This is a genomic window from Anoxybacillus sp. B2M1, assembly GCF_001634265.1.
In the GTDB taxonomy this organism is placed as follows: domain Bacteria; phylum Bacillota; class Bacilli; order Bacillales; family Anoxybacillaceae; genus Anoxybacteroides; species Anoxybacteroides rupiense.
Genome location: NZ_CP015435.1, coordinates 3,276,975 through 3,301,502 on the forward strand (window position 1 = coordinate 3,276,975; position 24,528 = coordinate 3,301,502).

Consider the following 24,528-nt stretch of genomic DNA (forward strand, 5'->3'; position numbering starts at 1 on the left):
CTCTTTTTATTTTTATGGCTTAACTATTCATATAAAGGAATTGATACAAATTGAAACGATAGACAACTGCTAACCTATTTCGTTTTCTTCTGCACAGCCTGTGTCCCGCTTTTTCTATGACATAACAGGGACAATTCCAAATCATAGTAAAATGCGGATAAAGATAAGCTCTTTTATAGCTCGTCGTTTGGTACGAACGTTTTACAGTCCGTCTCGCCAGAGTTAGAAGCTTCTGTTCCGGTGTGACTGACTACATAAATGGCTTCTGCACTGCAGCGATTTCCTTCTGCCCAGTAATGACAGTTTTTCACTTCACAAAGCACATCTTTTGCCATCGTGATTCCCTCCATAAGGTTAGTAAATTTAATACATTTTTATTTTTGACTGATTAAAAAAAAGATATAACGGAAATAATAAGAAATTTTATATCTATTGACATAGAGAATCATTCTCAATTAGAATGAAAATAAAGTTGAAAGCAATGGAGGGAAAGAAAATATGTCATCGTTGCTTGTAGTAGGTGCTGATCATCTCGGAAATATTACCGATAAATTGATAAATTCAGGATTTAAGGAAATTATTCATTTGGATGGCCGCAAAGTGAATATGGTTAAGCGGGATATTCCTGAACATATCGATCTTGTTCTGGTGATGACCGACTATGTTAATCATAATTTAGCCAAAGTAATTAAGCAAAAAGCGAAAAACCAAGAAAAACCGATTTATTTTGTAAAGCGTTCATGGAGTTCTATTCATCTTGTGCTGCAAAAAGCGAAAGTAACGAAACAAGCGAATTGAGAGGTGGAGGGATACATAAATGAGTGCCGTCAAGCTATGTATGCCTCAAAATTGGCGTCAGCTAGTAGGTGAAGCGATGAAAAAAATCATTACAGAATATTATCAGGCTCCTTCTTCGTCGCGATCCGCTTCACTTGTATTAAAGCTTGTAGAAAAACATTGGCGCCACGTAGATCAAGAAGTGTTTCATTCCAATATCCATTATTATACAGTACTAGCGAAAACGACGGACTATTTACTTCGTTTTTTAGATCCGACGATTGACTGGTTTCTTTTATTTGAGAGAATTGAATATGGGGCGAAACATGTCGATGTTGATATTGCATACAAACAAGATGAAATATGCATCATCCGCAAATTTATCCTCCAAGAGGATGAAGCGTTTTATTCTTATTATATGAATAGGATAGCAGCGGCATTTGAGAGCGAAAGAAGAGAGAGCTCTAAAACAGTAGCAGTAGAATTTTGTTCGCTTCTTACTGGACAACGCCAAATACAGGCTGTCGTTGCGCAAAATCGTTTAAAACAGTTGAAAACAAAATAAATTAAGATAAAATAAACATAGATGATAATGAAAATCGTTTTAAAGTTGCTGGGGGATGTAGCTATGGGAAAAAAACCGTGTAAGGTTATGACGACAACGGCCGTGATTTCATCACTCTTGCTGGCTTCAGCGTGTTCACCAACCAATGAAGCGAGCGAGAAAAAACAGAAAGGTGAGACATCAGCCAATATTTCTGTGCCGGTGACCGATTATTCTTTTGATACAGCCGGCAACATGTTTGCGTATTCAGAATTTGAGCTGTCAGGGGAGCCTTTGGCCGAGGGGCTTGGACTTGATTTGGATGTATTGGATGCGCGCAAAATGGATAAACCGACAAAATTTGATTATATTGCAGGGATTGAATCGTACGAATACTCAGAAGAAGCAATGTACGAGGTCACGGAGAAGTCGGGACTTGGGCTGCATTTGATTTATGGCCCAATGACAGAGCAGCAGGCGCAAAAAGCGCAGAAGTCAAACGATGAGGTGTTGGCAGAGCGATTTTACCAATTGGCTGACAGTGTAGGGTATGCGCATGAAGAAATTTTCCGCAATATGTTTCCGACAATGATTGAATATGCAGGCGGTGATCCGCATTATGCCCAAAAAGTCGATACAGACGTGTATGCGGAAAATAATGACAAAACCTATGTTCCGGTTTATCAAGTCGATTTTCAATCGCTTCGTTGGGATCGGAGCAAAATGGAGAAACGATTAACTCCTTCTGCCTATGGCGGCACATTTTTAAAACAGGCATTATGGGCTGGAGATTTTTTAGGTGGCTTACATACCGTTGATAAAGATGAAGAGATTGAAGCGAAAACCAAAAATGACGATCAAGATCCTAACATTGCGCTTGGAGTAAGCTCCGCAGATGGCATGCAAGGCATGATTTTAACTGAAGAAATTTGGAACAAGCTTAATTTTGTCCGCGACCATTTATTTTACAGTGCGAAACAGCAAGGGCTAACAAAAGCAGCAGGAAGCCAATATAATCCTCAAAGCGGCTGGGTATATTTGCCTCATGAAATTGAAGTGATAGAAGATGGGAATGAATTGGCGCCAAAGGTAAAACAGCTCATTGTGAAGGATAAAAGAAGCTTGTTGCAAGATCAATGGCTGATGCTTTGGCCTGCATCAGAATTCTATGGTGTGACAGATCAGCGGCCGGATAATAAAAATCAAAATCCTGCTTTTCTAGCTGTATTTGACGGATCGCCATATCCAAGTGCGCCGAAAGAAAATCTCGATCAAAATCCAACGAATGATGTTGTTTCGAATGATCCATATTCAGTGAATCGCGATGTGGTATTGCAGGTGTTTAAAAATATTGATGCCATGCACTTTAATCAAGAAGTAGGCGCTTTTGTTGAAGAGAATGACGGAAGTGCACAAGGAAAACGAGTAGATACGTTCCAGGCAGGCTATACGATGGAAGCGCTGCGCATTTTTGAGCGCGCGATTGATGGATTGCCTGTAGGTTACGCAAGCGGAGAAGATGCCCAAGGTCTGGGCACTCCTGAAGGAAAACGTGCACTTGAACTGATCAAAAAACAAGCTGATTTTATCATGAATGAATTAATAAGGGAAGATGGCCTTGTAGCAAATGGCTGGATCATTGGTCAAGGTCCTGAAACAGACGAACCTACTCTTCTTGCCCAACTCGGTGCGATTCGCGGTCTCACAGCGGCATTTTTAGCGACGAAAGACGAGCAATACCGGGAGGCAGCACGTAAAATTTATGAAGCGATGGACAAGCATTTTTGGGATCAAAAACTCCGTGTTTATAAGACGGGAAAAAATGAAATGAAATATACTCCATTTGTAGCTGGAGCGTTATCAGGTGTGCTGCGCATTGCCCTTAACAATCTCAATAACACGGACTCTGATCAGCCTGTCAAAGTACTGGAAAGAGAGACCATCATTTCGCGCTATGTTGATTTTTATGATCGGATTATTGATGGTCCAAGCATCAAGGAAGGAATGCAGGCCAGTGAATTTTGGGATACCGGAGATGTGTATATAAAAGGCGACAAATCAGGCAATACAGATGGGGACAATGTGCCACAAGTGCAAGCAGGACACGGAAAATATGGAATTGCGCCAATTTTATTGAATGTGGAAGTAAAACCAAAAAAAGAATAAATAATGGATAAAAGCGGCAAGCATTGAGATTTGCCGCTTTTTCATATAAAATGATAATGGTTTTCATTTTCGTGAATCAAAATGGGGGAAACGCTGATGAAAAGAGGGGTCTTACTTATTTTTTTTCTGATTCTAACGAGTTGTCAGGCAAGTCCAGTGTTTCATTCAGACCAAAAAACCATTCGCCACTATGCCGTCCACAGCGACAATATGGCCATTAACAAAAAAGGAACTATGCTGTATATCGCCAATATTGATGTTCCTTCTGTCACGCTAATCGATGCAAAGACGAAGCAGAAAAAAGCAGAGATTGCTGTCGGAAAGGAGCCTAGACAGCTTGCATTAAGTCCGGACGAACAATTTTTATACGTGTCCTGTATGCATGATGACCGAGTAGATATTATTTCGCTTAAAGAGAAAAAAGTGATGGGTCATTTAAAAACAGGAATTGAACCATTTGGAGTTGTGACAAGCCAGGACGGAAGAACGCTTTACGTAGCTAATTATCGTTCAGGAACGGTATCAGTATTTGATTTGGAAAAGCAAAAAGAAACGAAAGAAATTCCAGTTGGTGATCGACCGCGTACGCTGGCGCTAACGGCTGATGGCCGAAAGTTGTATGTACCTCATTATCTAGATGGAAAAATAAGTGTGATTGATACGAAAAAAAATCAAGTCATCAAAGAAATTACGTTAGCGCCATCACCGGATCAGGAGGATCGGAAAAAGAGCCAAGGTATTCCGAACACGCTTGAGCAGTTTGTCATTGCACCAGATGGAAAAAAAGCCTACATTCCTCATTTACTGACGAATATTGATACGCCGATTCAGTTTGAAGAAACGGTTTTTCCGGCCATTTCTGTCATTGATCTTGCATCCGATCGAGAATTGGTGGATGAGAGAAAGGAATTATTCGCGGAAATCAATGTCCAAGATGTGAAAAATGAAACGATCATTGTTTCGAATCCATATGATATTGCGTTTCAGCCAGATGGAAGCAAAATGTACGCAGTGATGTCAGGAAGCGAAGATTTAGTCGTATTTGATTTAAAACGCGGCGGAAACGCAACCCAAATTTTGCGGCGCATTGAAGGGAATAATCCGAGAGGGATTGTAATTTCACCGGATGGAAAGCAATTATTTGTCCACAATGCAATGAGCCATGATCTTGCCGTCATTCATACAGGAGGCAAAGCGCCTTATGCGAAAGCAAAATCAGTAAAAGGAACGATACGCTTAATTGCCAAAGATTCTTTATCACCGCTTGTCCGTGAAGGAAAGACGATTTTTTATAGTGCGAACAGCGACGAATTTGCGACCGATATTACGGGAAATAACTGGATGAGCTGTGCTTCCTGCCACAGTGATGGGGAAATAAACGGGCTGACACTTTTGACGCCCAAAGGGCCGCGCAACGTGCCAAGCAATGTGCTAACGACCAAGACGGGATTGTTTATGTGGGATGGCTCTCGCGATGATTTTAGCGATTACATTCATACGGTACAAAATGAAATGGGCGGGATGATGGCCCTTGATCCAGGAAAGCCGCTGCCATCGGATGTGCAGCATATGTATGATGCGATTCTGGCGTATTTAGATGATCCTTATTCGTTTCCTGTACCGAAAAGCCCGTATCGAAATAAAGATGGAAGCTTGATAGCAAAAGCGCAAGAAGGCGAAAAGCTGTTTAATGGTAAAGGAAACTGTCTCAGCTGTCATGGAGGAGAGTATTTTACAGATAGTACAAAAGCAGTGGATGATCAAGGAGTATTGACGATAGCGAATACCGCTTATTTACATGATATTGGCACAGCGAATCCACAGGATAAAGCTTCAAATGGAGACGCGAGAGCCCATTTTGCCAACCCTCGCACACCAAAGCAATGGGATACGCCGACATTGCGGGGAGTTTGGGCAACGGCCCCTTATTTGCATGATGGCAGCGCCAAAACGATCGAAGAGGCCATTCAGCGCCATCAGACAAAAGAGGTGCCAAGCTTAACAAAAGGAGAAATAGCCGCTATTGCGGAATATGTGCGTTCACTTGAATAAAGTCACCGAGAAGCCGTTTTGGCCATGGCCAAAACGGCTTTTTTATGACGATCTCAATAACTGCCAAACGTTATGATGGATCATTTTTTTGAAGATAGCGTTTATCTTTCATAAATAATCGCCAAAAATAGATGAATCCCGGAAAGAGAATAACAAACCCGATGATGTATGACATAAACAGCGCGCGAAAAGTATTCGGATGAGTGAAACCTGACTGAATCGTGACATCCGGATAGATCATATATGGCAAGTGGGCCTTTCCATAAGCGTAGCTCGCTAAAAAGTATTGAATGACAATGGCGACGACCGCTAATCGAGGTTTTCCCCGTATGGACTGATGCTTGGCAGACGGCAAGAATAGAGCGGCCCCCGCTACAAAAAACATGGCCACGGAACCGATGAGCCATGGCAAATAGTCCATCATTCGCTCATACAGCCAAGGTGCTTCATCCTGCATCGTCAGCATAATAAAAAGCGCCATTAATAAGGAAATAGGTCCGAGAATGAGAGCATCTCTGCGATAGGTTTGATATGCCTCCAGCTCATTCGCTTCATTGGAGTAGTCGGCAAGCAGCAAGGAAGAAAGAAACAATGTGCTGGAGATGGCGAAGCCAATGAACGCATATTCATGCGGGCTTGTAAACAGCTTATCCATTCTTAGTTTTGCGACCCCGTCAACCGTTTCAATAAATTCGCCATGTGTGATTGGCAAGACGCTAATCAGTAGAGCTGGGATGATCATGCCGCTGATTCCTGAAATGTAGGTCAACACTTTTTCATATTCCTTAGCGATATGGGCAAATACTAAAAAAGCGCTGCGAATCGCGAGAAGCAGTAAAATAATGCTCCCGGGAATTAATAAAACAGTTCCCAACAAAAAGGTCGCTCCAGGAAAAAAGCTGACAAGCGCGACAACGATTGCCACAATAAACACATTGGTCACTTCCCATGTAGGGGAAAGATAGCGATTGGCAATATTGGTTGCGGCTGTTTTTTCCCGATTCATATAAATCATCGACCAAAAACCAGCTCCAAAATCCATGGTTGCCATGACCGCATAGATAAAAATAAATCCCCATAGCACAGTGATGGCAATGAGTTCATTTGTCATGTTCCTCGCCTCCTTATTGCGTAAAATGATTTGAATGTCCGGTTTCCTGTGAATCTAGTTCGTTGATGACAGGATGACGCCGAAAATAGTATTTTAATACGAGAACGACGGCGATGCTTAATACAATATAGATGGCTGCGAACAAGATAAACAGCAGTGCCAAATTCTCCGATTGTGTCACAGCGTCCTCTGTTTTCATCATCCTGTATATCACCCACGGCTGTCTGCCTGTACAGGCAAAGATCCAGCCAAATTCAATAGCCAGCATGGAAAGAGGTCCGGAAGCGATAATGGCCCACATCAGCGGACGAGGAAACGCAGGGCGTTTCATCACTTTGTTCCAAACCAATCCGATCAAGGAGAGCAGGATAAGGAATGAGCCGATGCCTACCATCGCATTGAATAGCGTATGGATAAATAATGGCGGCCACCATTCTTTAGGAAAATCGTTTAATCCTTGTACAACGGTATCAAAGCTATTGCCGGCAAGAAAGCTGAGGAGCCATGGAATTTCGATTGCCCATTTCACCGATTGCGTGTCAGGATCTGTAAAACCGCCAATGGCAAGAGGAGCGTGCGATTGCGTTTCGAACAATCCTTCAGCTGCTGCCAGCTTTTCCGGCTGATATTCATGCAAAAGCTGTGCGGCTTCATGGCCATTCAGCGCGGTTAAAATAGAAAAAATCCCGCCAACAACAAGCGAAAGCATCAGTGCTTTACGATAAAATTCAAGAACGCGTTTATTTTTTTCCCGCAACATTTTGTAAGCAGAAATTGAAGCAAGGACAAATGCTCCTGTCATAAAGGCTGAAACTGTTACATGTCCAGCGGTGACAAAAAAGCTGGGATTAAAAAATGCAGCCCAAGGATCTACGTCAACGACTTGGCCATTTTCGATGCGAAAACCGTCGGGAGTGCCTTCAAAAGCATGAACATTTGTAATTAAAATAGCGGAAGCGCTTGCGCCAAGGGCAACAAGAGTAACGCTCAAAATTCTCATGGCCGGCGAAATACGATCAGCGGCATATACGTAGATAGACATGAATAATGCCTCAACAAAAAAAGCATAGATTTCAATTTGGAAAGGCAGCGCCATCACTTTGCCGATCACTTCCATAAATCCAGGCCATAGCAATGAAAGCTGGACGCCAGCAATGGTTCCAGAAGGAATGGCAACTCCCAGCAGTACTGCTATCCCTTTTGTCCATCTTTTAGCCATAACTGCATAGTCGCGATTTTTCGTTTTTTGATAGAGCAGTTCGGCGCATAAAATCATTAGCGGAATTCCCACACCGAGAGACGCAAAAATAATATGAAACGCCATAGTAGTGCCAAATAGAGAGCGGGCAATGACCAAATCATCCATAAAAAAGACCGTCCTTCCATTCATGATTAGCTGCTGTTATTATCCACATATTTCTAAAAAATATGCAGAGAAGAAATCATAGGAAAAAACGAAACCACACTGTCAAGTCGACAGTGTGGTTTCGTTTCTTTATTGCAACGCTTGTTTTAATACGTTGATATTTTGATGCATGATTGTGAAGTAGTCTTTATTTTCTTTTATATCTTCGCTTGTAAGTGTTTCTAAATTATGAAGGCGAAGAACGTCAGCGCCGATTTCGTTTTTGACAACTTCAGCCACCTTTGGTGTGACATTTTGTTCAAAGATGACATAATGAATTTGTTTCTTTTTCGCGAGTTGAATCATTTGAGCCAGCTCTTTTTGTGAAGGTTCATTAGTCGGTGAAAGACCCGCGATGCTTAATTGCTCAATGCCATATCTTTTTTCCCAATAGCCGTAGGCTGCATGAGAAACAAGAAGTTCTTTTTTAGGAGCGTCTTTTACTACAGCTTGCAATTGTTGATCTATATCAAGCAACTGCTGTTTTAAAGCGGCAAAATTGTTTTCAAATGTTTCCTTCGCATCTGGCTTTAGCTCAATCAAAGCATTTTTTATGTTTTCGGCAATCGGAATGCATAAAATAGGATCTAACCAAACGTGGGGATCTTTATCACCATGATGATGACCGTCGTCATCGTGCCCTTCCGCTTCTTCATGCCCTTCGTGTTCTTCCCCTTCTTCATCGTGATGGACAGAATCAAGCAATTGAATTCCTTTAGAAGCTTCCACGAGCTTTACATGCTCGTTTTTTAGTGCTTGTTTCGTTTGATCGACGAATCCTTCCATTCCTTGGCCGATATAAATAAATGCATCAGCATCTGCTAAATTTTTCATCGTTTGCGTTGTCGGTTCAAATGTATGTGCCTCAACGCCAGGAGGATAAATGCTTTCTGCTTTTATGTAGCGTCCACCAATTTTTTGCGCAAAATCTTGCAACGGATAAACAGTCGTATAAATAGTAAGTGTGTTTTTTGGCTTGTTTGTATCGGTTGCTTCTTCACGTTTATTGCAGCCAAACAGCATGATTGATCCAACAAGAAGAATGATGGCTAACAGTGTTTTTCGTCTCATGAATGCTCTCCTTTCTCATTTTTACCAAGCAGAGATGAATGGTCTCATTCATTATATCGTAATCATTACGATTTGAATAGTATTTTTTTCTTTTTATTCACCCATGCAGTTAGTTGGTTAATCATTACGTGTAGCTATAAGAAAGACGGACTTGCTGCCATTACATGAAAATGCACGATAATAAGCCGCAAGCCCATGCTTATTTGGCATCTTCCCATTTTTCTGGGACTGGATCGAAGCCTCCAGGATGAAAGGGATGACACTTGACAATGCGTTTGATCGTCAGCCAGCCTCCTTTGATTGCGCCAAAGCGCTTAACTGCTTCAAGACCGTAATGGGAGCATGTCGGATAAAAACGGCATGTCGGCGGCTTTAACGGAGAAATCACCATTTGATAAAAACGAATGAGAGCGATCAATAAGCGTTTCAACATTTGCATCACACCCAGTGAATAAAATATACTATCATCAATGTATCATAAATCGCACAAGTCATCATCTTTGAATAATCCGGATAAAGTAGATGAAAAAAATCGGATTTATGTGTATGATAGTATTTAGAAAATAACGATAGGAGTGATACAATGCCTTCAGTAGAAAGCTTTGAACTCGACCATTGCGCTGTGAAAGCGCCGTATGTGAGACATTGCGGCGTGCATAAAGTGGGAAGCGATGGCGTTGTGAATAAATTTGACATTCGTTTTTGCCAGCCAAATAAGCAAGCGATGAAGCCCGATGCTATTCATACGCTTGAGCATTTGCTTGCATTCAATATTCGCAAGCATGCGGAAAAATACGATCATTTTGATATCATTGATATCTCACCAATGGGATGTCAAACGGGCTACTATTTAGTTGTCAGCGGTTCTCCTACTGTGGAGGAAATTATCGATCTGCTTGAAGATACAATGAAGGATGCGGTAAATGCGACAGAAGTCCCAGCTGCAACGGAACAGCAATGCGGGCAGGCGAAGCTTCATGATTTAGAGGGAGCTAAGCGTCTAATGCGTTTTTGGCTGGAACAAGATAAGGAAGAACTGAAGAAAGTATTTGGATAATCGTAAGGCGGCCATTTAAACATGGCCGCCTTCGTTTTTTTCTTTCTGCTTGTGTTCTGGTAAATGCGGATTGTTATCAATAGGATCGACGGTATGCTTGTATTGATAGGCTTTTGATGTGGTGGCGACAGCCAGAATAAGAACGACTAAAATAATGATGATGGAAATGATAAGGATTGTAAACATTGGCTCCCCACTTTCTATGTTTGATTCCTCTCTTTATTTTAACATACTCCACCGAGAAGTCTCCCATCTCTTAACGGAATGTAGATGGGAGCGGTTCATCATAAGCGCTGAGAAAGGGAACGAATAAGATTGTATCCATTTAAATGGAAATAGTGACATAAGATAAAGAGGCAAAAAACGAACTGCTTTGAAGCGTGATGCCTGGGGTTGAAAGCGACGGTGTTCCCATGCACCAGCATGCCGCAAAAACAATCGACCCATTTACTTTCTGATCGGATTTATACATATGTTCGTTTCTATCTTATATGGCACAAGTAAAAGGAGTGAAGCAATGGTAGTTAAGTAGGTGGATGATCGAACAAAACCAATGGGAGTAAGTTTGAGCATATTCTTCTTGAGCAACGAATGCTTTGCGGGTAAATAGATTAAAATAATGGATCGTCCACCTTGTATTTATAATTGAAAAGAGAGAAGAATTTTTCCGTTTTTTGCAAGATGGGCATGAAATCGGTTATAATTAGAAATGTAAGTTTATTTTGTAAAAAATATGGTGAAGGAGAGGATCGAGATGAAAAATCTAACGGACATTGTCAATAAACAGATTGCCAATTGGAGTGTATTATACATCAAACTCCATAATTATCATTGGTTTGTCAAAGGACAGCAATTTTTTACATTGCATACAAAATTCGAAGAATTATACAATGAAGCAGCCCTCCATATTGACGAGTTAGCAGAGCGGCTGCTTGCGCTAGGAGGAGCGCCTGTCGCTACAATGAAAGAGTGTCTCGAAAGTGCGTCTGTTAAAGAAGCAAAAGGCAATGAAACAGCTGAAGAGATGGTTGGCGCGCTTGTCAGCGACTTTGAGACGATGATTCAAGAGCTAAAAGATGGAATGCAGCTAGCTGATGAGGTAGGGGATGAAACAACGGGAGATATGCTTTTAGGAATCCACCAAAGCCTTGAAAAGCACGTGTGGATGTTAAAATCGTTTCTTGGCAAATAAGCAAAAAAGATCGCTTCCATATCGGGAGCGATCTTTTTTGCTGTTTGGGCAGTTGTTTACACTCTTTTTTTCTATTTTCATAAAATAGAGTAACTACGTGTTGATCATCGATGGTTTTATCACTTTACCACATAACGAGGCTTTTCAGCCATTTTCGTATTTTGGATCAATCGATTGTGGCATCAGAAAAGCTATCTGCCTGTCCATGATCCCTCCATTAGGCGTGTTGATGATTATGTTCTATGCCTGTTCCTTTTTAACAGGGGGTAGTACGGAAAAGATCCCCCCTTTGTCTCCTTGATTCAGGAAATAAGGAAGAAAGACTTCTTTTCGGTCTAGCTCTTCCGCATTTCTTGCATGAAATCATAGATCATCAACAGATGTGATATTGTTGAATCAACACTTTTGACCTATGAAACATGAAAGGCGGGAAACCGTGGTCAAACATTCATTTTTTTTCGGAATTTCGCTCATTGGTTCATTTGTTTCATCTGTATTTGGAGGATTGGACATATTAGTGGTGATTTTAGTTTGCTTCGTCGTGATTGACTATATAACTGGTATTGTTGCAGGGGCTCTTGAAGGAAAGCTGTCAAGCGAGATCGGTTTTCGGGGGATTGTGCGGAAATTATTGATTTTTGTATTAGTAGCAGTGGCACATCTAATCGATCTTGCCTTAGGACAGAACAATCATTTTATTCGTGATGCAACGACCTTCTTTTATATGGCGAATGAAGTCATTTCAATTGTTGAAAATGTAGGAAGGACAGGATTACCTATTCCGGGCTTTCTGATAAAAGCAATTGAATTATTAAAAGATCGGGCTAAATAAGCATAATTTTTATTTGTTCATCCACACTACGAATAGGACAGATTGTAAAGGAGTTGAAGGGTGTGAAAGAGCAAAATAAAAAAACGTATTATGTGTCGATTGCTCACGGTGAAATCTCTCAAGTAAAGACAGCGTCTCCATGGGATTTTCAAATCGAGGCAACGGACGAAGAAATTATTCAATTAAGGGAATATTTTGACCAAAACTATTCCTCTGATTGGCAGGCGTTTTGGAGAGCGCATGTTCCATATATACAGTATCATTATGATCGCGAAAACGATGCATACGATGATACGATGAAAAAAATTTATCAGCTTATTTATAAATTAGGAAATGAAGAAGCAAGGCAGCATATTCGCTCAATGGGATGGGTTCAAGAATAAGGATGGGCTGCTGCGCTTCATGTCATACCTTTGTTTTTCTTGACAGTCCAAATCGATTCGCTATAATAAAAAATAAATTGAGACAAGGACTTGATAACTAAATGACATGGACAGCTTTCGCGCTTTTGTGAAGGAGACGAGCAAAAGGAAGAAGCGAACGAATGGATTAAGTGATGTGATGTGAACCGAGATGGATCGGTATGTTTCACTTTTTATAGTGGAGCATGCCGTTTTTGTTTCGAAGGGGGAGAAATACGAATGAAATCTAAAGGAGAGATGGAAGATCAAATTAGCCGGGCTCTGACGCAATGGGAGAAAGAGTATTTGGGGAGGGGCCCCATATCCGTTAAAACGGATATTATCCGCAATATGATTATTGTGCAAATGCGCGGACTTTTAACACCTGCTGAACAAAAATTGGCAGAGACAAAAGAAGGGCTGTTAGCCGTTAAAAGAATTCGCTCAGATTTAATTGAATCAGGCAGCGAGCAGCTAAGAGAGATCATCGTAACGATGACAGGAAAACAAGTAATGAGTGTTCATACAGATATAAGCACCCGTACAGGAGAACGGATTATTGTGTTTTCGCTAGCCGACAACTTTGAAGAAGAATTTCAAAAATAACGGGGTGCAGTTCACCTAGTTCTGTTCATTTTCTTTATCGTTTTTTGTATTTCTTATGAAGAAGGCTGCCTAATCAGTCGATTTTTCGGCTGCAGGCTGCCTCTCTTTATTTTTGCGAGAAGTTAGTACGGCGAATGTTTGAGGTTTCTATAATATAAATGCCACTTGAAGCTGGACATGCCAAGTGGCTTCTTGGTATAAGCAAGTAAACAGGTGTTGATGCTCCATTGTTTTTAATAAAAAACCACAGAATGATTGGATGACACACAAGCTTTTCCGCTTTTCTCCTCGAAACAAACGCATTTGCCCGTAAATTCAAAAAAGCATGCTGAAACATTCCAGTCGGCAAACAAACGGTGTGCGACTACGGCAGAAAAGCGAGGAATGAAGCGATGCCAATCGGCTTTTATTGGCTGGCCGACACATTATATAGCGCTTAAGCTTAACTAGCACTGCGAGTAAAGTGCGAAGTATAATAGGAATAAAGATCATGACAATGGAGTTTGATAAGGATGTTTGTTTTTTGGGACTATTATGGAAATCAAGTGCAGTTATCATTTGCTGACCATCCGTTTTCCAAAACGCCAGATCATGTTTGGGTCGTCTGCCGTTACCACCAGCAGTGGTTGCTGACCCATCATCGTGAACGTGGTTTAGAGTTTCCTGGAGGAAAGAGGGAAGGAAAGGAAACACCTGAACAAGCAGCGATTCGCGAAGTGAGAGAAGAGACCGGGGGAGTCATCGAACAGCTGGAATATATCGGGCAGTACAAAATTGGAAATGAGATGATTAAAAATATTTATTTTGCTGAAATTGAAGCGCTCCAGCCACAGTCCACCTATTTGGAAACAGATGGCCCAGTTCTGTTAAAGGAACTGCCTGAGCATGTAAGAACGGATGAACGCTTCAGTTTTATTATGAAAGACGATGTGCTTATGTATACGCTTGAAGAAATAAAGAGACGTTCTCTGTAATTGAACGTCTCTATCGGTTTTTGATCAGCGATTTTTCGATTAAAGCCACTATTTGGTACATCAAAGTGGCTAAAACAGCAATAATAAGCAGACTTAGCAGAACGAGGGTGAAATTAAATACTTGGAATCCATAAATAATCATGTACCCAAGCCCTTGCTTGGAAACAAGGAACTCACCGACGATCACTCCAACCCAAGATAAGCCGACATTCACTTTTAAAGTGGAGATAATGGCTGGGAATGAAGCGGGCAGAACGGCTTCTTTAAAGCATTGAAAACGGCTGGCTCCGAAAGTTTTGAGCACCTTGATATAATTCGCGTCCACTTCGCGAAACGAGGTATAGACGACGATGGTGGTAATGATCACAGAGATAACGGTTCCCATCGCGATAATCGAAGAAAAATTAGGTCCAAATGCGACGATTAAAATCGGACCGAGCGCTACTTTGGGCATGGCGTTTAAAATGACTAAATACGGATCAGCGATTTTAGAAAAGCGCGGAAACCACCAAAGCAATGCGGCTAAGCATGTGCCAAGAAGCGTACCAAGAATAAATCCAAGCACGGTTTCAAATAAGGTAACACCAATGTGTGAAAAAAGCGATCCATCTTCTATCTTTTCCATCAACAATGACCAGATTTTTGACGGGGAGCTGAACAAAAGCGGATCAATCCATTGATAGCGGCTAGCAGCCTCCCAAAGCATGAAAAAACCAACGAAAATGATGAGCTGATAAAAACGAACCCACCGTTTCTCTTTTCGAAGCGATGCAAGATACTGATCATGCAAGGATGGCTTGTGATTAGTAAGTGGTTTCAAGTGAATCCAGCTCCTTCCAAAGAAATTGGAACAGCTCGGAAAAGGACGGATGCTGCCGGGCGGCAAATGGCGGCAACTGCCGAAGCTCGCTAGGTACGAGGAACGTTCGTACAAGGCGTCCGGGTTTAGCTGCGAATAAGAAAATTCGATCGCTCATGGCAATGGCTTCACCAATATCATGAGTGACAAGCAAGGCGGTTTTGCTGTATTCTTTCAAGGTTTGCCAAACGAGTTCCTCTAATCTGAGTTTGGTTTGATAATCTAAAGCGGAAAATGGCTCATCAAGCAGCAAAATTTTCGGATCCGTTGCCAACGTCCGGGCGAGAGCCGCTCGCTGGCGCATGCCTCCTGATAATTGATTCGGGTAATGCTTTTCCGTTCCCTTTAGATCCATGCGTTCAAGCAATGAAAGAGCGCTGGCTCGCATTTCTGGGGTATCAATCTCCATAATCTTTAAACCGAGAAATAGATTTTCTTCGATTGTTTTCCAAGGGAATAGATAGTCCTGCTGCAGCATATAGCCGACAGCTGGATGAATGGCCTGCATTTTTTTCCCTTCCAGCGTGACGGTTCCTTCTGTCGGCTGAATAAGAGAGGCAATGATAGAAAGCAAGGTGGTTTTTCCGCAGCCGCTAGGACCAATAAAAGAAACGAATTCTCCTTGATCGATGGACAAGGATATATGCTCTAAGGCTGTAGTAGCTGTTTTTTCGGTAAAATACGTGTGGCTGATGTCATGAACAACTAAAAAACTCATCTTGTTCACCTGCCGTTCTTATTTTTCGATTGTTTTTTTCGCAAAGGAGTTGTCGACAAGCGCGGAATAGTCTGAGTGTGGCGGCAATTCCCCTGCTTCTTTCATAATGGCTTGCAGGTTGTTCCATTCTTCTTCGTCAAGAACGGGGTCAGTTGCATAACTGCCTTGTTTTTTGTAGCGGTCGACGACTTTTTCGATAATGGAAAGATCTGTATCTTTAAAGTATGGTTGGATGGCTTTTGCAATTTCCGCAGCGGTATGGGTTTCGACCCATTGCTGCGCTTGATAAAGAGCGCGAGTAAACTTTTGGATCGTTGCTTGATTCTTTTTGATAAAGCTTCGTTTGGCCATGAAGGAGGTATATGGAACATGCCCGGATTCTGTTCCAAAGGAAGCGACAATGTATCCTTTTCCTTCCTGTTCAAAAATACTGGCAGTTGGCTCAAATAATTGAACATAGTCTCCTGTACCGCTGGCAAATGCACTAGGAATATTGGCAAAATCAATATTTTGAATGAGCTTTAAGTCTTGTTTCGGATCAATTCCGTGTTTTTTGAGGACAAATTCCCCGACCATTTGCGGCATGCCGCCTTTTCTTTGACCGAGAAAGGTGCTTCCGTTTAGTGAATCCCAAGAGAAATGATCGATTTTTTTGCGAGCAACGAGAAACGTCCCATCTGTTTGAGTTAATTGGGCAAAATTAATAACAGGATCTTTCGTTGCTTGGCTATAGACATAGATCGATGTTTCGGAACCGACTAAGGCAATATCCGAGCCGCCGGAGAGCAGGGATGTCATCGTTTTGTCTCCGCCCCATGCGGTTGATAATTCGACATCAAGCCCTTCCTTCTTAAAAAATCCTTTAGAAATGGCAACATATTGAGGAGCGTAAAAAATGGAACGGGTGACTTCTGCCACGCGAACTTTTTGTACAGAAGGCTGATCCTGCTTTTCGCAGGCTGCCGAGATGACGAAGCCAATGGTGAAAAATGAAATCAGCGCGGTGCGCAGCCATTTTTTCATTGTGATAAACCTCCTTAGCAATAGATGTTAAATATGTACCTTATCGTATGCTGTCGGAAAAAATGTGTGAATGCCTATGGAAAGGAAGAAAGACATGGATGGACAGATCATAGAGAAACAGCGATTTCCATCACCTAATCCGCATATCGATGTATTCTTAATTACCTATTTATCGCAAGGATTGCAGGTAAAAGGATTTTTAGCGATACCGAAAGCTAAAGGGACTTATGATGGCTTCCTTTATCTTCGCGGCGGAATGAAAAATGTTGGGAAGGTGCGTCTTTCCCGAATTACGCAATTTGCAGCTGAGGGATTTGTCGTCATGGCTCCTTTTTATCGCGGCAATCAGGGTGGGGAAGGAAATGAAGATTTTGTTGGAGAAGATCGCTACGATGCGTTAAGTGCTTTTCGGGTGTTACAAAACCTCCCGCAGGTAGATAGCAGACGCATTCATGTGTTCGGTTTTTCTCGCGGAGGAGCTATGGCGCTCCATACAGCTATCTTAGAAAATCAAGTTTGTTCAGTTGTTGTTTGGGGAGGAGTTTCCGATGTGATGTTGACGTATTGGGAACGGCTTGACTTGCGAAAAATGATGAAGCGGGTCATTGGCGGAACGCCGACAAAATATCCGGAGCGCTATCGTTGGCGAACACCGCTTTATAGCATTGATCGCATCAAAGCGCCTGTGCTGATTATTCATGGCGAAAAAGATCACAACGTCTCGATAGAACATGCTTATCGGCTTGAAAAGCGGCTAAAAGAACTAGAAAAGCCTGTGACGACTTGGTATTTCCCTGACTTCACACATTATTTTCCGCCAAAGGACAATCGGGAAACGGTTCATCGTTTAGCGGAATGGATGAAACAGCAGGGGCGGTCATGATACTATAAATAAAGAACGAAGAGGAAAGGATGTAGATATAAATGGGGATGCCATTAGAATTGCAAACATTGATTGTGACAAAGGGAAAAGAACAGCGAATTGAAGATAATTTGTTTGTGCTTGAAAAGGAAGGATACCGCCTTTATCCAATCGATATCCCCCTTGAAGTAAAGCGGACGTTGCAAAGCGAAGCAAGCGGACAAGCAGTAGTTAAAAAGCTAGAACTGGCGAATAACCGAACGATTATCACATATGAACTCATCTCGCTTCATTCGATCAACTAGCATTTTCTAGATGGATCTGGAGCCCTCTGCCTCCCAATGAAATCGCGAATGGATCAAAAACGATTTTGCCTCGGAGCAAAATCGTTTTTGTTGATAAGCGCTTGGCTTGCATCTTTTCGTTGTATTTATTACGATCATGAGTCATATAAAAAATAAAGGATGCAAAGTTGACAAAATTGTTGTATAATAATAATAACTTTTTTATAGTAAATATCATAATATTTGTATATTCTTCCATGCAGGGAGTTCTTCAAAAAGCAGGGTGGCGTTCACCTCGGCTTGTTGGAGGAAACCCAACCATGGAAAAGCAGGGACGGGAGATCTTCTACGATCTGGAAATCGCATAGATGGAATGAAGATAAACCGGCTATGATTCATTGATAGACAGAAGGGCAGCCTTTTGCGAAAAAAGGCGCCTCTGTCCAATGGCATAGCCGGTTTTTTCTTTTCTTTCCAATGTCATCAATAAGCACCATGCACGGAGGAGAAGGAGAGGGGGAAACGGATTGTTATTTATATGGAGTTGGTTTATTTCAGTAGGAATCGTATTTGTCAGCGGTGCCCTATGTCTATATTCGCGTATTCCGGAGCGTTACGTATACATCCATACCCGTTTATTGCTGCTGCCGGCGGCCGCGGCGCTTATCGGATGGATCGGAGCGGGATCAGGGACGGAAGTTGGAGCATGGAGATTCGATGGAATTAGTTGGCTTATGGCCTTCTATATTTCTTTACTCAGTTGGATCATTCAAACGTTTTCGCTGCGCTATTTGCATGGCGATCGCGCATACCGGCATTATTTTTGGCTGTTAACATGGACTGCTGGAGCGGCATCGGTCATATGGAGCAGCAATGATTTGCGCGTAATGGCCATTTGTTGGGGACTGCCATTCGTTGGTCTTGCCGCGTTGACATGGTTAAAAAGGGAATGGGCGCCGTCACGCGCGGCTGCGATGCAAATGGGAATCATGTTTTTGGCAAGTTGGCTGGCAGTGGCGGTGTTGGCTGTATGGATATGGACTGTGACGGGGAAATGGAGCATGTCGGCCGCTTTATTAGCGGATCAATTGGCAGAGATAAGCTTTTGGGGAAGAATAGCAATGAACGGATTATTGCTATTGGCTGCGCTGATTCCGGCGGGACAATGGCCGTTTCATCGCTGGTTGCTTGAATCTGCAGTGACTCCGACTCCTGTATCAGCGGTGATGCATGCAGGACTCGTTAATGCTGGCGGCCTGCTGTTGGCGCGCTTTTCCCCACTATTTAACATGCCAGCGGCGCATGAGGCGCTATTTATCATCGCCTTTCTATCTATTTTGCTCGGTACAGGTATTAGCTTTGTCCACGTCGATTATAAGAGGCAGTTAGTCGCTTCAACGATGGCGCAAATGGGAGTGATGTTCGTTCAATGTGCTTTAGGCGCTTACGGGGCAGCTGTGGTTCATCTGATTTTACATGGATTGTTCAAAGCGACATTGTTCTTGCAATCAGGATCTGTTGTACCGCGTCCTGAACGCATTGTGCGTGTGAAAGGAGGCGGATCCTGGTGGGGAGGTGCTTTAATAGGATTAGCAGTGGGGATGGCGTTTTGGATTGCTTCTCCTTCAGAGCCGACTCGGCTTTTCAGCGCATTGCTTCTTGGAGCATCGATGATGATAGCCTGGGGACGTCTTGCCGATTTTCGTGAAGGGCGCTGGCTTGGGTTGGTGACGGTGGTCATGCTAGCATTAGCTTCTGAAGAAGTAAGACATTTCTTGACGGAGTTTGTGCAAGCTGCGTTACCATCTGGAAGCGCACCGCCGTCTGCGCTCGAATGGCTGGCATTTGTATTGTTTGCTTCTGCTGCTATCGTTGCTTTCTGGATTGTTCGGCATCGTTCATCTCTATTGTTTGTCCGATTCTATATGTGGCTTGTTCATTTTGGAGAGCCGCGTCTATCAACTGTTGAACCACACCCGCACTATTTGAGCATTTATGTGAAGGAGGGAGCTCGTGATGAGTAAACAGGCCATTTCGCTTGAACGTCCCCGCAAGCAGGCAACACGAAAAGCGGTGTCTGGCATAGAGCGCCCAATCGCTAAGATAGTCGAGAAGGCAAGCGAAGTCATTGCTCCGCTTTGGCCTATCTCTACTTTCATTGCCCGTCATCCGTGGATGGAACTTGAACATTTACCATTTTCAGAAGTGGCCGAACGATTTCAACGCATGCCTGGCATCCATCTATATCCGACGATGGCATCCTTTCGTGCAGCGCTTGAAAAAGGCGAAATTGATCTCTCATTTTTGGAGAGAAAGCTGCATCGCTGGCTTGATGGACAGAATCTTTCAGTGCCTCGCCATGAAGCAGAACGATTATGCCGCGCCTTTCTTTGGAATGATGAGGTACCAGCGGAATGGTTGGCTTCCTCTGAATGGAATCAGTTGCCGACAGCTACTTCTTGGCGGAACGCGGTTATTCAGCCGTTAAGTGTGCATAATAGCAAGCAAAAACAACGTCTTGATCAGCAAATGATAAAATGGTGCAAATTGTTTTTAGATGAAGGACAGGCGGCGTGGGAGCTGCCATTTCGAGAGCTTGGATTGTTTGGCGCCTGGCGCCAGCTGGTCGGGCATGATCCGGCGTTGACGAAAGATGAACGACAACGGCTTTTTGACTGGCCGAATGCTCCAGAGCTGGCGTTGCAGCGCGTCTTGTCTGAATTGAACGTAGATGAAGAGACAGCGGTCAACTATCTTGAAGCCCACCTTCTGGCTTTGCCGGGATGGGCTGGCATGTTGCTCTGGCGTTCTAAACAAGCGGGTCAAGATACCGCCTTACTCGTCGATTATTTGGCCATTCGTCTTTCGCTAGAATGGGCATTGATGGCTCCGGATTTGCCATTGGATCCTAGCATGGACGATGATGTTGCTGATGATTGGCGTCAGCTATTGGCTGCGTGGCTACATTGGGGAGGTATGACAGCAGCTAAATGGCAGCAACTGAAAGCGGAGGAACAATGCGCCCGCCTAGCGTTTGCCGACCGCTTTTGGCGCTTGGAGCGATACCGCCTTTGGCTTGAGGCATGGGAAGAAACGTATGAAGAACAGTTAAAGACAACGATTCGATCTTCTTGTTCTGCAGATGAGCAGAAACCTGCTGCTCAGTTTCTTTTTTGCATTGACGTTCGTTCAGAAGTGTTTCGCCGTCATCTTGAAGAAGCTGGACCATTTGAAACGTATGGATGTGCTGGATTTTTTGGCATTCCGATCAAGACGCGCGAACTGGATAGCCATCATACTCATCCATCATGTCCGGCCATCGTCCAACCGCAGCAGGAGATTTGCGAAGTGGCTGCTGTACCGGAAAGCGTGACGGATTATCGACGCCGTCGCAATATGTTCCGGTTTGCCGGACAAATATTTAAGAAAGTGAAGCAAAATTTGCTAGCGAGTTTATTATTGCCCGAAATGAGCGGATCTTGGCTTGGATTGCATACTCTTATGCGCAGCGCCGCTCCTAAGAAGGCAGGTCATTTGTTCCGAAAGCTAGAAGAGACGATGGAGAAAAAGCCGTCAACAGCGCTGGTGCTCGAGCGGCAAGAGAGATCAGAAACATCAGATCTGCCCATCGGATTTTCAAAGGAGGAGAAGATTCAATACGTTCAGCAGCTGCTTCACAGTATAGGACTGACTTCATCGTTTGCGCCATTGGTGATCGTATGTGGCCATGAAAGCGCAACAGTGAATAATCCGTATGCTTCTTCGCTCGATTGCGGCGCATGTGGCGGAGCAGCGGGAGCATTTAATGCCCGAGTGTTTGCCGCTCTTGGCAATTTGCCAGAAGTACGCGAGGGACTTGCGCAACGCGGTATCGTCATTCCAGATGAAACCGTATTTGTGGCTGCAGAGCATGTGACAACGATCGATGAACTTCGCTGGATTGACATTCCGGTGTTATCAGAATCAGCACAGCAGGCGTTCCACTTAGTAGAAAGCGTGCTTCCTAAAGTAAGCCGGAAAACAAATGAGGAGCGGTGCGCAAAATTGCCATGCATTGGAAAAAGACCGAATGATGCGGTAGCGGAGGTACAGCGTCGGGCTGTTGACTGGAGTGAAATTCGCCCGGAATGGGGGCTTGCGGGAAATGCCGCGTTTGTAATTGGCAGCCGTAGCCGAACAAAGCATTGCCATCTCGATGGAAGAGTATTTTTACACAGCTACGATTGGCGACAAGATCCTACTGGTGAGCTTCTCTCGGGCATTATCAGCGGACCGGCTACAGTAGGACAATGGATTAATTTGCAATATTACGCATCGACCGTTGCCCCTCACTATTACGGAAGCGGCAGCAAAACGACGCAGACGGTCACTTCCGGGATTGGAGTGATGCAAGGCAACGCCAGCGATTTGCTTACTGGGCTGCCTTGGCAGTCCGTAGCCGCTTCGGATCAGGAGTTATTTCATTCGCCGCTTCGATTGCTTGTTGTCATTGAAGCGCCGCGTTACTATATTGAGCGTTTGCTCACCGAGCACTTGCCTTTTTCTCAAAAAGTGAAAAACGGCTGGCTCCGTCTCGCATCGATTGATCCCGATAGCGGGGAATGGGTGTCGTGGGGACGCTCCCTATTTTAAAAGATATGGAAAAGCCGCTTGGTCCAAGTTATTGGTAAGCGGCTTTCCATATCATCAGGACCAAAATGGGTGAAGAGGAATTTTAACACATGTACCGAGAGTCTTCTCCCTCTTAACGAAGTGGAGGTGGGAGAGGTTTATGCTAGTTTTAGGGTTGCTACATGTACAAAAAAAAGGGGGGATCTACACGACGGAAGATACCCCCTAAATATTAAGCAATTGGTCCGCCAAGCTTTTCAATGCTTGGATCGACATTCGTAAATTTTTTGAAGTTTTCGCGGAATTTTGCGGCAAGATCTTTTGCTTTTTGCTCGTATGCTTCTTGATCAGCCCACGTATTTTTTGGAAGCAATACTTCATCAGGCACTCCAGGAACATGCGCCGGAATTTGCAAACCAAAAATTGGATCTTGTACCGTTTCGACGTTGTTCAGCTCGCCTTCAAGGGCTGCTTGCACCATTGCTCGCGTATATTGCAGTTTCATGCGGCTGCCGACTCCGTATTCCCCACCGGTCCAGCCTGTATTCACTAAAAACACTTGTACTTGATGCTCGTCGATTTTTTTGCCGAGCATTTCTGCATAACGTGTTGCTGGAAGCGGTAGGAACGGAGCTCCAAAGCAAGTCGAGAACGTTGCTTGCGGTGACGTAATGCCGCGTTCTGTGCCAGCCAATTTGCTTGTATAGCCGCTCAAGAAATGATACATCGCTTGTTCTTTTGTAAGCTTGCTGATTGGCGGTAAAACGCCGAATGCGTCAGCTGTCAAGAACACGATAGTTGCCGGATGGCCAGCGACGCTTGGATCAACAATATTGTCGATCGATTGAATCGGATACGCTGCGCGCGTATTTTCGGTCAACGTTGCGTTGTCGTAGTCAGGAATGCGTGTGTTTTCATCTAGAACGACGTTTTCCAGTACAGCGCCAAAGCGGATCGCATCAAAGATTTGCGGCTCTTTTTCACGTGAAAGATTGATGCATTTTGCATAGCAGCCGCCCTCAATGTTAAACACTCCGCTATTGGACCAGCCATGTTCATCGTCTCCAATTAAACGGCGCTTCGGATCGGCAGAAAGCGTCGTTTTTCCGGTTCCTGATAATCCGAAAAATAGTGCGACATCTCCTTCTGGACCGACGTTTGCCGAGCAGTGCATTGGTAAAATGTTTTGCTCTGGAAGAAGGAAATTCATCACAGAGAAAATGGATTTTTTAATTTCTCCCGCATATTCAGTACCGCCAATGAGCACGATGCGGCGTTCAAACGAAATGATAATAAACGTTTCTGATTTTGTTCCATCAACAGCTGGATCCGCTTTGAAGTTTGGTGCGGAAATGACTGTGAACTGTGCATCGTGTGTTTCCAGCTCTTCCTGTGTCGGACGGATAAAAAGCTGATGTGCGAATAAATTGTGCCAAGCAAATTCATTGATAACCTGAATAGGCAGGCGATAGGCCGGATCAGCTCCAGCGAAGCCTTTGAATACGAATATCTCATCTTTTTGCATTAAATAGTCGATGACTTTATGATATAATTGATCAAAGACTTCTTCGGAAATCGGTTGATTAACTGTGCCCCAATCGATTTTTTCTTTTGTGAAGGCTTCCGCTACAATATATTTATCTTTTGGTGAACGTCCCGTATATTTTCCAGTTGTAGTGGCAACCGCGCCAGTCGCTGTCAACATTCCTTCTTTGCGCTCAAGAACTTTTTCTACTAGTTGAGAAACAGACAAATTTTGCTGTATGTTTTGCCGTTGGAGCAGTATATTCAACTTATTGGTAACATCAACAATGCTCATCTACAAAACCTACCTTTTTGTAAAGTTATAAACCTGAAATTAGTATAACACATTTAAATAATTAGTCCATACTATTTAACGTAATTTTTCACGTTTATTTTTTGTCTATTTTGTTGCAAATACATATGGAGAAAATTACCCTGTGCAACATGAAAAAATTTTGC

The 24,528-nt window shown here is 43.3% G+C and carries 24 protein-coding genes; 14 read left to right on the plus strand and 10 right to left on the minus strand.

Going from position 1 to position 24,528, the window contains the following annotated elements; all coding sequences use genetic code 11:
• Window positions 1-173: 173 nt before the first annotated feature.
• Window positions 174-335: a DUF1540 domain-containing protein gene (locus tag GFC28_RS19025; RefSeq protein WP_080862021.1), complete on the minus strand. Its 162-nt coding sequence runs from the start codon at window positions 333-335 to the stop codon at window positions 174-176.
• Between the two features lie 163 nt (window positions 336-498).
• Between GFC28_RS19025 and GFC28_RS15985 the strand changes: the two genes are divergently transcribed.
• The 4 genes from GFC28_RS15985 to GFC28_RS16000 all read left to right on the plus strand — a co-directional run bounded on the left by GFC28_RS15985 (window position 499) and on the right by GFC28_RS16000 (window position 5,539).
• Window positions 499-798 carry a DUF2325 domain-containing protein gene (locus tag GFC28_RS15985; protein ID WP_044745842.1) on the plus strand — a complete coding sequence of 100 codons (300 nt, stop codon included), beginning with the start codon at window positions 499-501 and terminating at the stop codon, window positions 796-798.
• Between the two features lie 19 nt (window positions 799-817).
• Window positions 818-1,342 (plus strand): hypothetical protein, encoded by a 525-nt coding sequence (locus GFC28_RS15990; protein ID WP_044745843.1) that lies wholly within the window; start codon window positions 818-820, stop codon window positions 1,340-1,342.
• A gap of 63 nt (window positions 1,343-1,405) precedes the next feature.
• Window positions 1,406-3,487 (plus strand): hypothetical protein, encoded by a 2,082-nt coding sequence (locus tag GFC28_RS15995; protein ID WP_044745844.1) that lies wholly within the window; start codon window positions 1,406-1,408, stop codon window positions 3,485-3,487.
• 96 nt (window positions 3,488-3,583) lie between these two features.
• Window positions 3,584-5,539, plus strand: coding sequence for a beta-propeller fold lactonase family protein (locus GFC28_RS16000; protein WP_044745845.1), 1,956 nt, complete (start codon window positions 3,584-3,586; stop codon window positions 5,537-5,539).
• 70 nt (window positions 5,540-5,609) lie between these two features.
• Here GFC28_RS16000 and GFC28_RS16005 read toward each other — a convergent pair whose 3' ends face one another.
• The 4 genes from GFC28_RS16005 to yidD all read right to left on the minus strand — a co-directional run bounded on the left by GFC28_RS16005 (window position 5,610) and on the right by yidD (window position 9,559).
• Entirely contained in the window at window positions 5,610-6,650 is a 1,041-nt protein-coding gene (locus GFC28_RS16005; protein WP_044745846.1) for a cytochrome d ubiquinol oxidase subunit II, read from the minus strand.
• Window positions 6,651-6,663: 13 nt separating this feature from the next.
• Entirely contained in the window at window positions 6,664-8,016 is a 1,353-nt protein-coding gene (locus tag GFC28_RS16010) for a cytochrome ubiquinol oxidase subunit I (protein ID WP_044745847.1), read from the minus strand.
• 129 nt (window positions 8,017-8,145) lie between these two features.
• The gene (locus GFC28_RS16015) at window positions 8,146-9,126 is read right to left on the minus strand and encodes a metal ABC transporter solute-binding protein, Zn/Mn family (RefSeq protein WP_044745848.1); all 981 of its coding nucleotides are present in this window, start codon (window positions 9,124-9,126) and stop codon (window positions 8,146-8,148) included.
• A gap of 199 nt (window positions 9,127-9,325) precedes the next feature.
• Window positions 9,326-9,559, minus strand: coding sequence for a membrane protein insertion efficiency factor YidD (gene yidD, locus GFC28_RS16020; RefSeq protein WP_044745849.1), 234 nt, complete (start codon window positions 9,557-9,559; stop codon window positions 9,326-9,328).
• Window positions 9,560-9,709: 150 nt separating this feature from the next.
• Between yidD and GFC28_RS16025 the strand changes: the two genes are divergently transcribed.
• The gene (locus GFC28_RS16025; RefSeq protein ID WP_027409561.1) at window positions 9,710-10,183 is read left to right on the plus strand and encodes an S-ribosylhomocysteine lyase; all 474 of its coding nucleotides are present in this window, start codon (window positions 9,710-9,712) and stop codon (window positions 10,181-10,183) included.
• Between the two features lie 15 nt (window positions 10,184-10,198).
• Here GFC28_RS16025 and ytzI read toward each other — a convergent pair whose 3' ends face one another.
• On the minus strand, window positions 10,199-10,369 hold the full coding sequence (ytzI, locus tag GFC28_RS19030; RefSeq protein WP_080862028.1) for a YtzI protein: 171 nt from the start codon (window positions 10,367-10,369) through the stop codon (window positions 10,199-10,201).
• A gap of 568 nt (window positions 10,370-10,937) precedes the next feature.
• On the opposite strand from ytzI, the gene GFC28_RS16030 reads away from it, so the two are divergent.
• The 5 genes from GFC28_RS16030 to ytkD all read left to right on the plus strand — a co-directional run bounded on the left by GFC28_RS16030 (window position 10,938) and on the right by ytkD (window position 14,188).
• Window positions 10,938-11,375 carry a Dps family protein gene (locus tag GFC28_RS16030; RefSeq protein WP_044745850.1) on the plus strand — a complete coding sequence of 146 codons (438 nt, stop codon included), beginning with the start codon at window positions 10,938-10,940 and terminating at the stop codon, window positions 11,373-11,375.
• A gap of 412 nt (window positions 11,376-11,787) precedes the next feature.
• Entirely contained in the window at window positions 11,788-12,207 is a 420-nt protein-coding gene (locus GFC28_RS16035; protein WP_044745851.1) for a phage holin family protein, read from the plus strand.
• A gap of 62 nt (window positions 12,208-12,269) precedes the next feature.
• Window positions 12,270-12,590, plus strand: a complete 321-nt coding sequence (locus tag GFC28_RS16040) for a hypothetical protein (protein ID WP_044745852.1) — start codon at window positions 12,270-12,272, stop codon at window positions 12,588-12,590.
• A 258-nt stretch (window positions 12,591-12,848) separates the two neighbouring features.
• The gene (locus GFC28_RS16045; RefSeq protein ID WP_044745853.1) at window positions 12,849-13,214 is read left to right on the plus strand and encodes a Na-translocating system protein MpsC family protein; all 366 of its coding nucleotides are present in this window, start codon (window positions 12,849-12,851) and stop codon (window positions 13,212-13,214) included.
• 512 nt (window positions 13,215-13,726) lie between these two features.
• Complete coding sequence (gene ytkD, locus GFC28_RS16050) at window positions 13,727-14,188, plus strand: RNA deprotection pyrophosphohydrolase (RefSeq protein ID WP_044745854.1); 462 nt, start codon at window positions 13,727-13,729, stop codon at window positions 14,186-14,188.
• Between the two features lie 10 nt (window positions 14,189-14,198).
• Here the strand turns inward: ytkD and GFC28_RS16055 are convergent, their stop codons facing one another.
• The 3 genes from GFC28_RS16055 to GFC28_RS16065 are packed head-to-tail and all read right to left on the minus strand — an operon-like array spanning window position 14,199 to window position 16,788.
• The gene (locus GFC28_RS16055; protein WP_044745855.1) at window positions 14,199-15,008 is read right to left on the minus strand and encodes an ABC transporter permease; all 810 of its coding nucleotides are present in this window, start codon (window positions 15,006-15,008) and stop codon (window positions 14,199-14,201) included.
• A complete protein-coding gene (locus tag GFC28_RS16060; protein WP_044745856.1) occupies window positions 14,992-15,765 on the minus strand; it encodes an ABC transporter ATP-binding protein in 774 nt (257 codons plus the stop codon). The genes GFC28_RS16055 and GFC28_RS16060 overlap by 17 nt, the downstream gene beginning before the upstream one ends.
• A gap of 18 nt (window positions 15,766-15,783) precedes the next feature.
• Window positions 15,784-16,788, minus strand: coding sequence for an ABC transporter substrate-binding protein (locus GFC28_RS16065; RefSeq protein WP_044745857.1), 1,005 nt, complete (start codon window positions 16,786-16,788; stop codon window positions 15,784-15,786).
• 94 nt (window positions 16,789-16,882) lie between these two features.
• Between GFC28_RS16065 and GFC28_RS16070 the strand changes: the two genes are divergently transcribed.
• The 4 genes from GFC28_RS16070 to GFC28_RS16090 all read left to right on the plus strand — a co-directional run bounded on the left by GFC28_RS16070 (window position 16,883) and on the right by GFC28_RS16090 (window position 22,566).
• A complete protein-coding gene (locus tag GFC28_RS16070; RefSeq protein ID WP_044745858.1) occupies window positions 16,883-17,671 on the plus strand; it encodes an alpha/beta hydrolase family protein in 789 nt (262 codons plus the stop codon).
• A 41-nt stretch (window positions 17,672-17,712) separates the two neighbouring features.
• Window positions 17,713-17,955 carry a DUF2584 domain-containing protein gene (locus tag GFC28_RS16075; RefSeq protein ID WP_044745859.1) on the plus strand — a complete coding sequence of 81 codons (243 nt, stop codon included), beginning with the start codon at window positions 17,713-17,715 and terminating at the stop codon, window positions 17,953-17,955.
• Window positions 17,956-18,461: 506 nt separating this feature from the next.
• Window positions 18,462-19,958, plus strand: coding sequence for an NADH dehydrogenase subunit 5 (locus GFC28_RS16085; RefSeq protein ID WP_052661019.1), 1,497 nt, complete (start codon window positions 18,462-18,464; stop codon window positions 19,956-19,958).
• On the plus strand, window positions 19,951-22,566 hold the full coding sequence (locus GFC28_RS16090; protein ID WP_044745861.1) for a DUF2309 domain-containing protein: 2,616 nt from the start codon (window positions 19,951-19,953) through the stop codon (window positions 22,564-22,566). Before GFC28_RS16085 ends, GFC28_RS16090 begins: the two co-directional genes overlap by 8 nt.
• A gap of 211 nt (window positions 22,567-22,777) precedes the next feature.
• Here the strand turns inward: GFC28_RS16090 and pckA are convergent, their stop codons facing one another.
• A complete protein-coding gene (gene pckA, locus GFC28_RS16095) occupies window positions 22,778-24,364 on the minus strand; it encodes a phosphoenolpyruvate carboxykinase (ATP) (RefSeq protein ID WP_044745862.1) in 1,587 nt (528 codons plus the stop codon).
• Window positions 24,365-24,528: the final 164 nt, after the last annotated feature.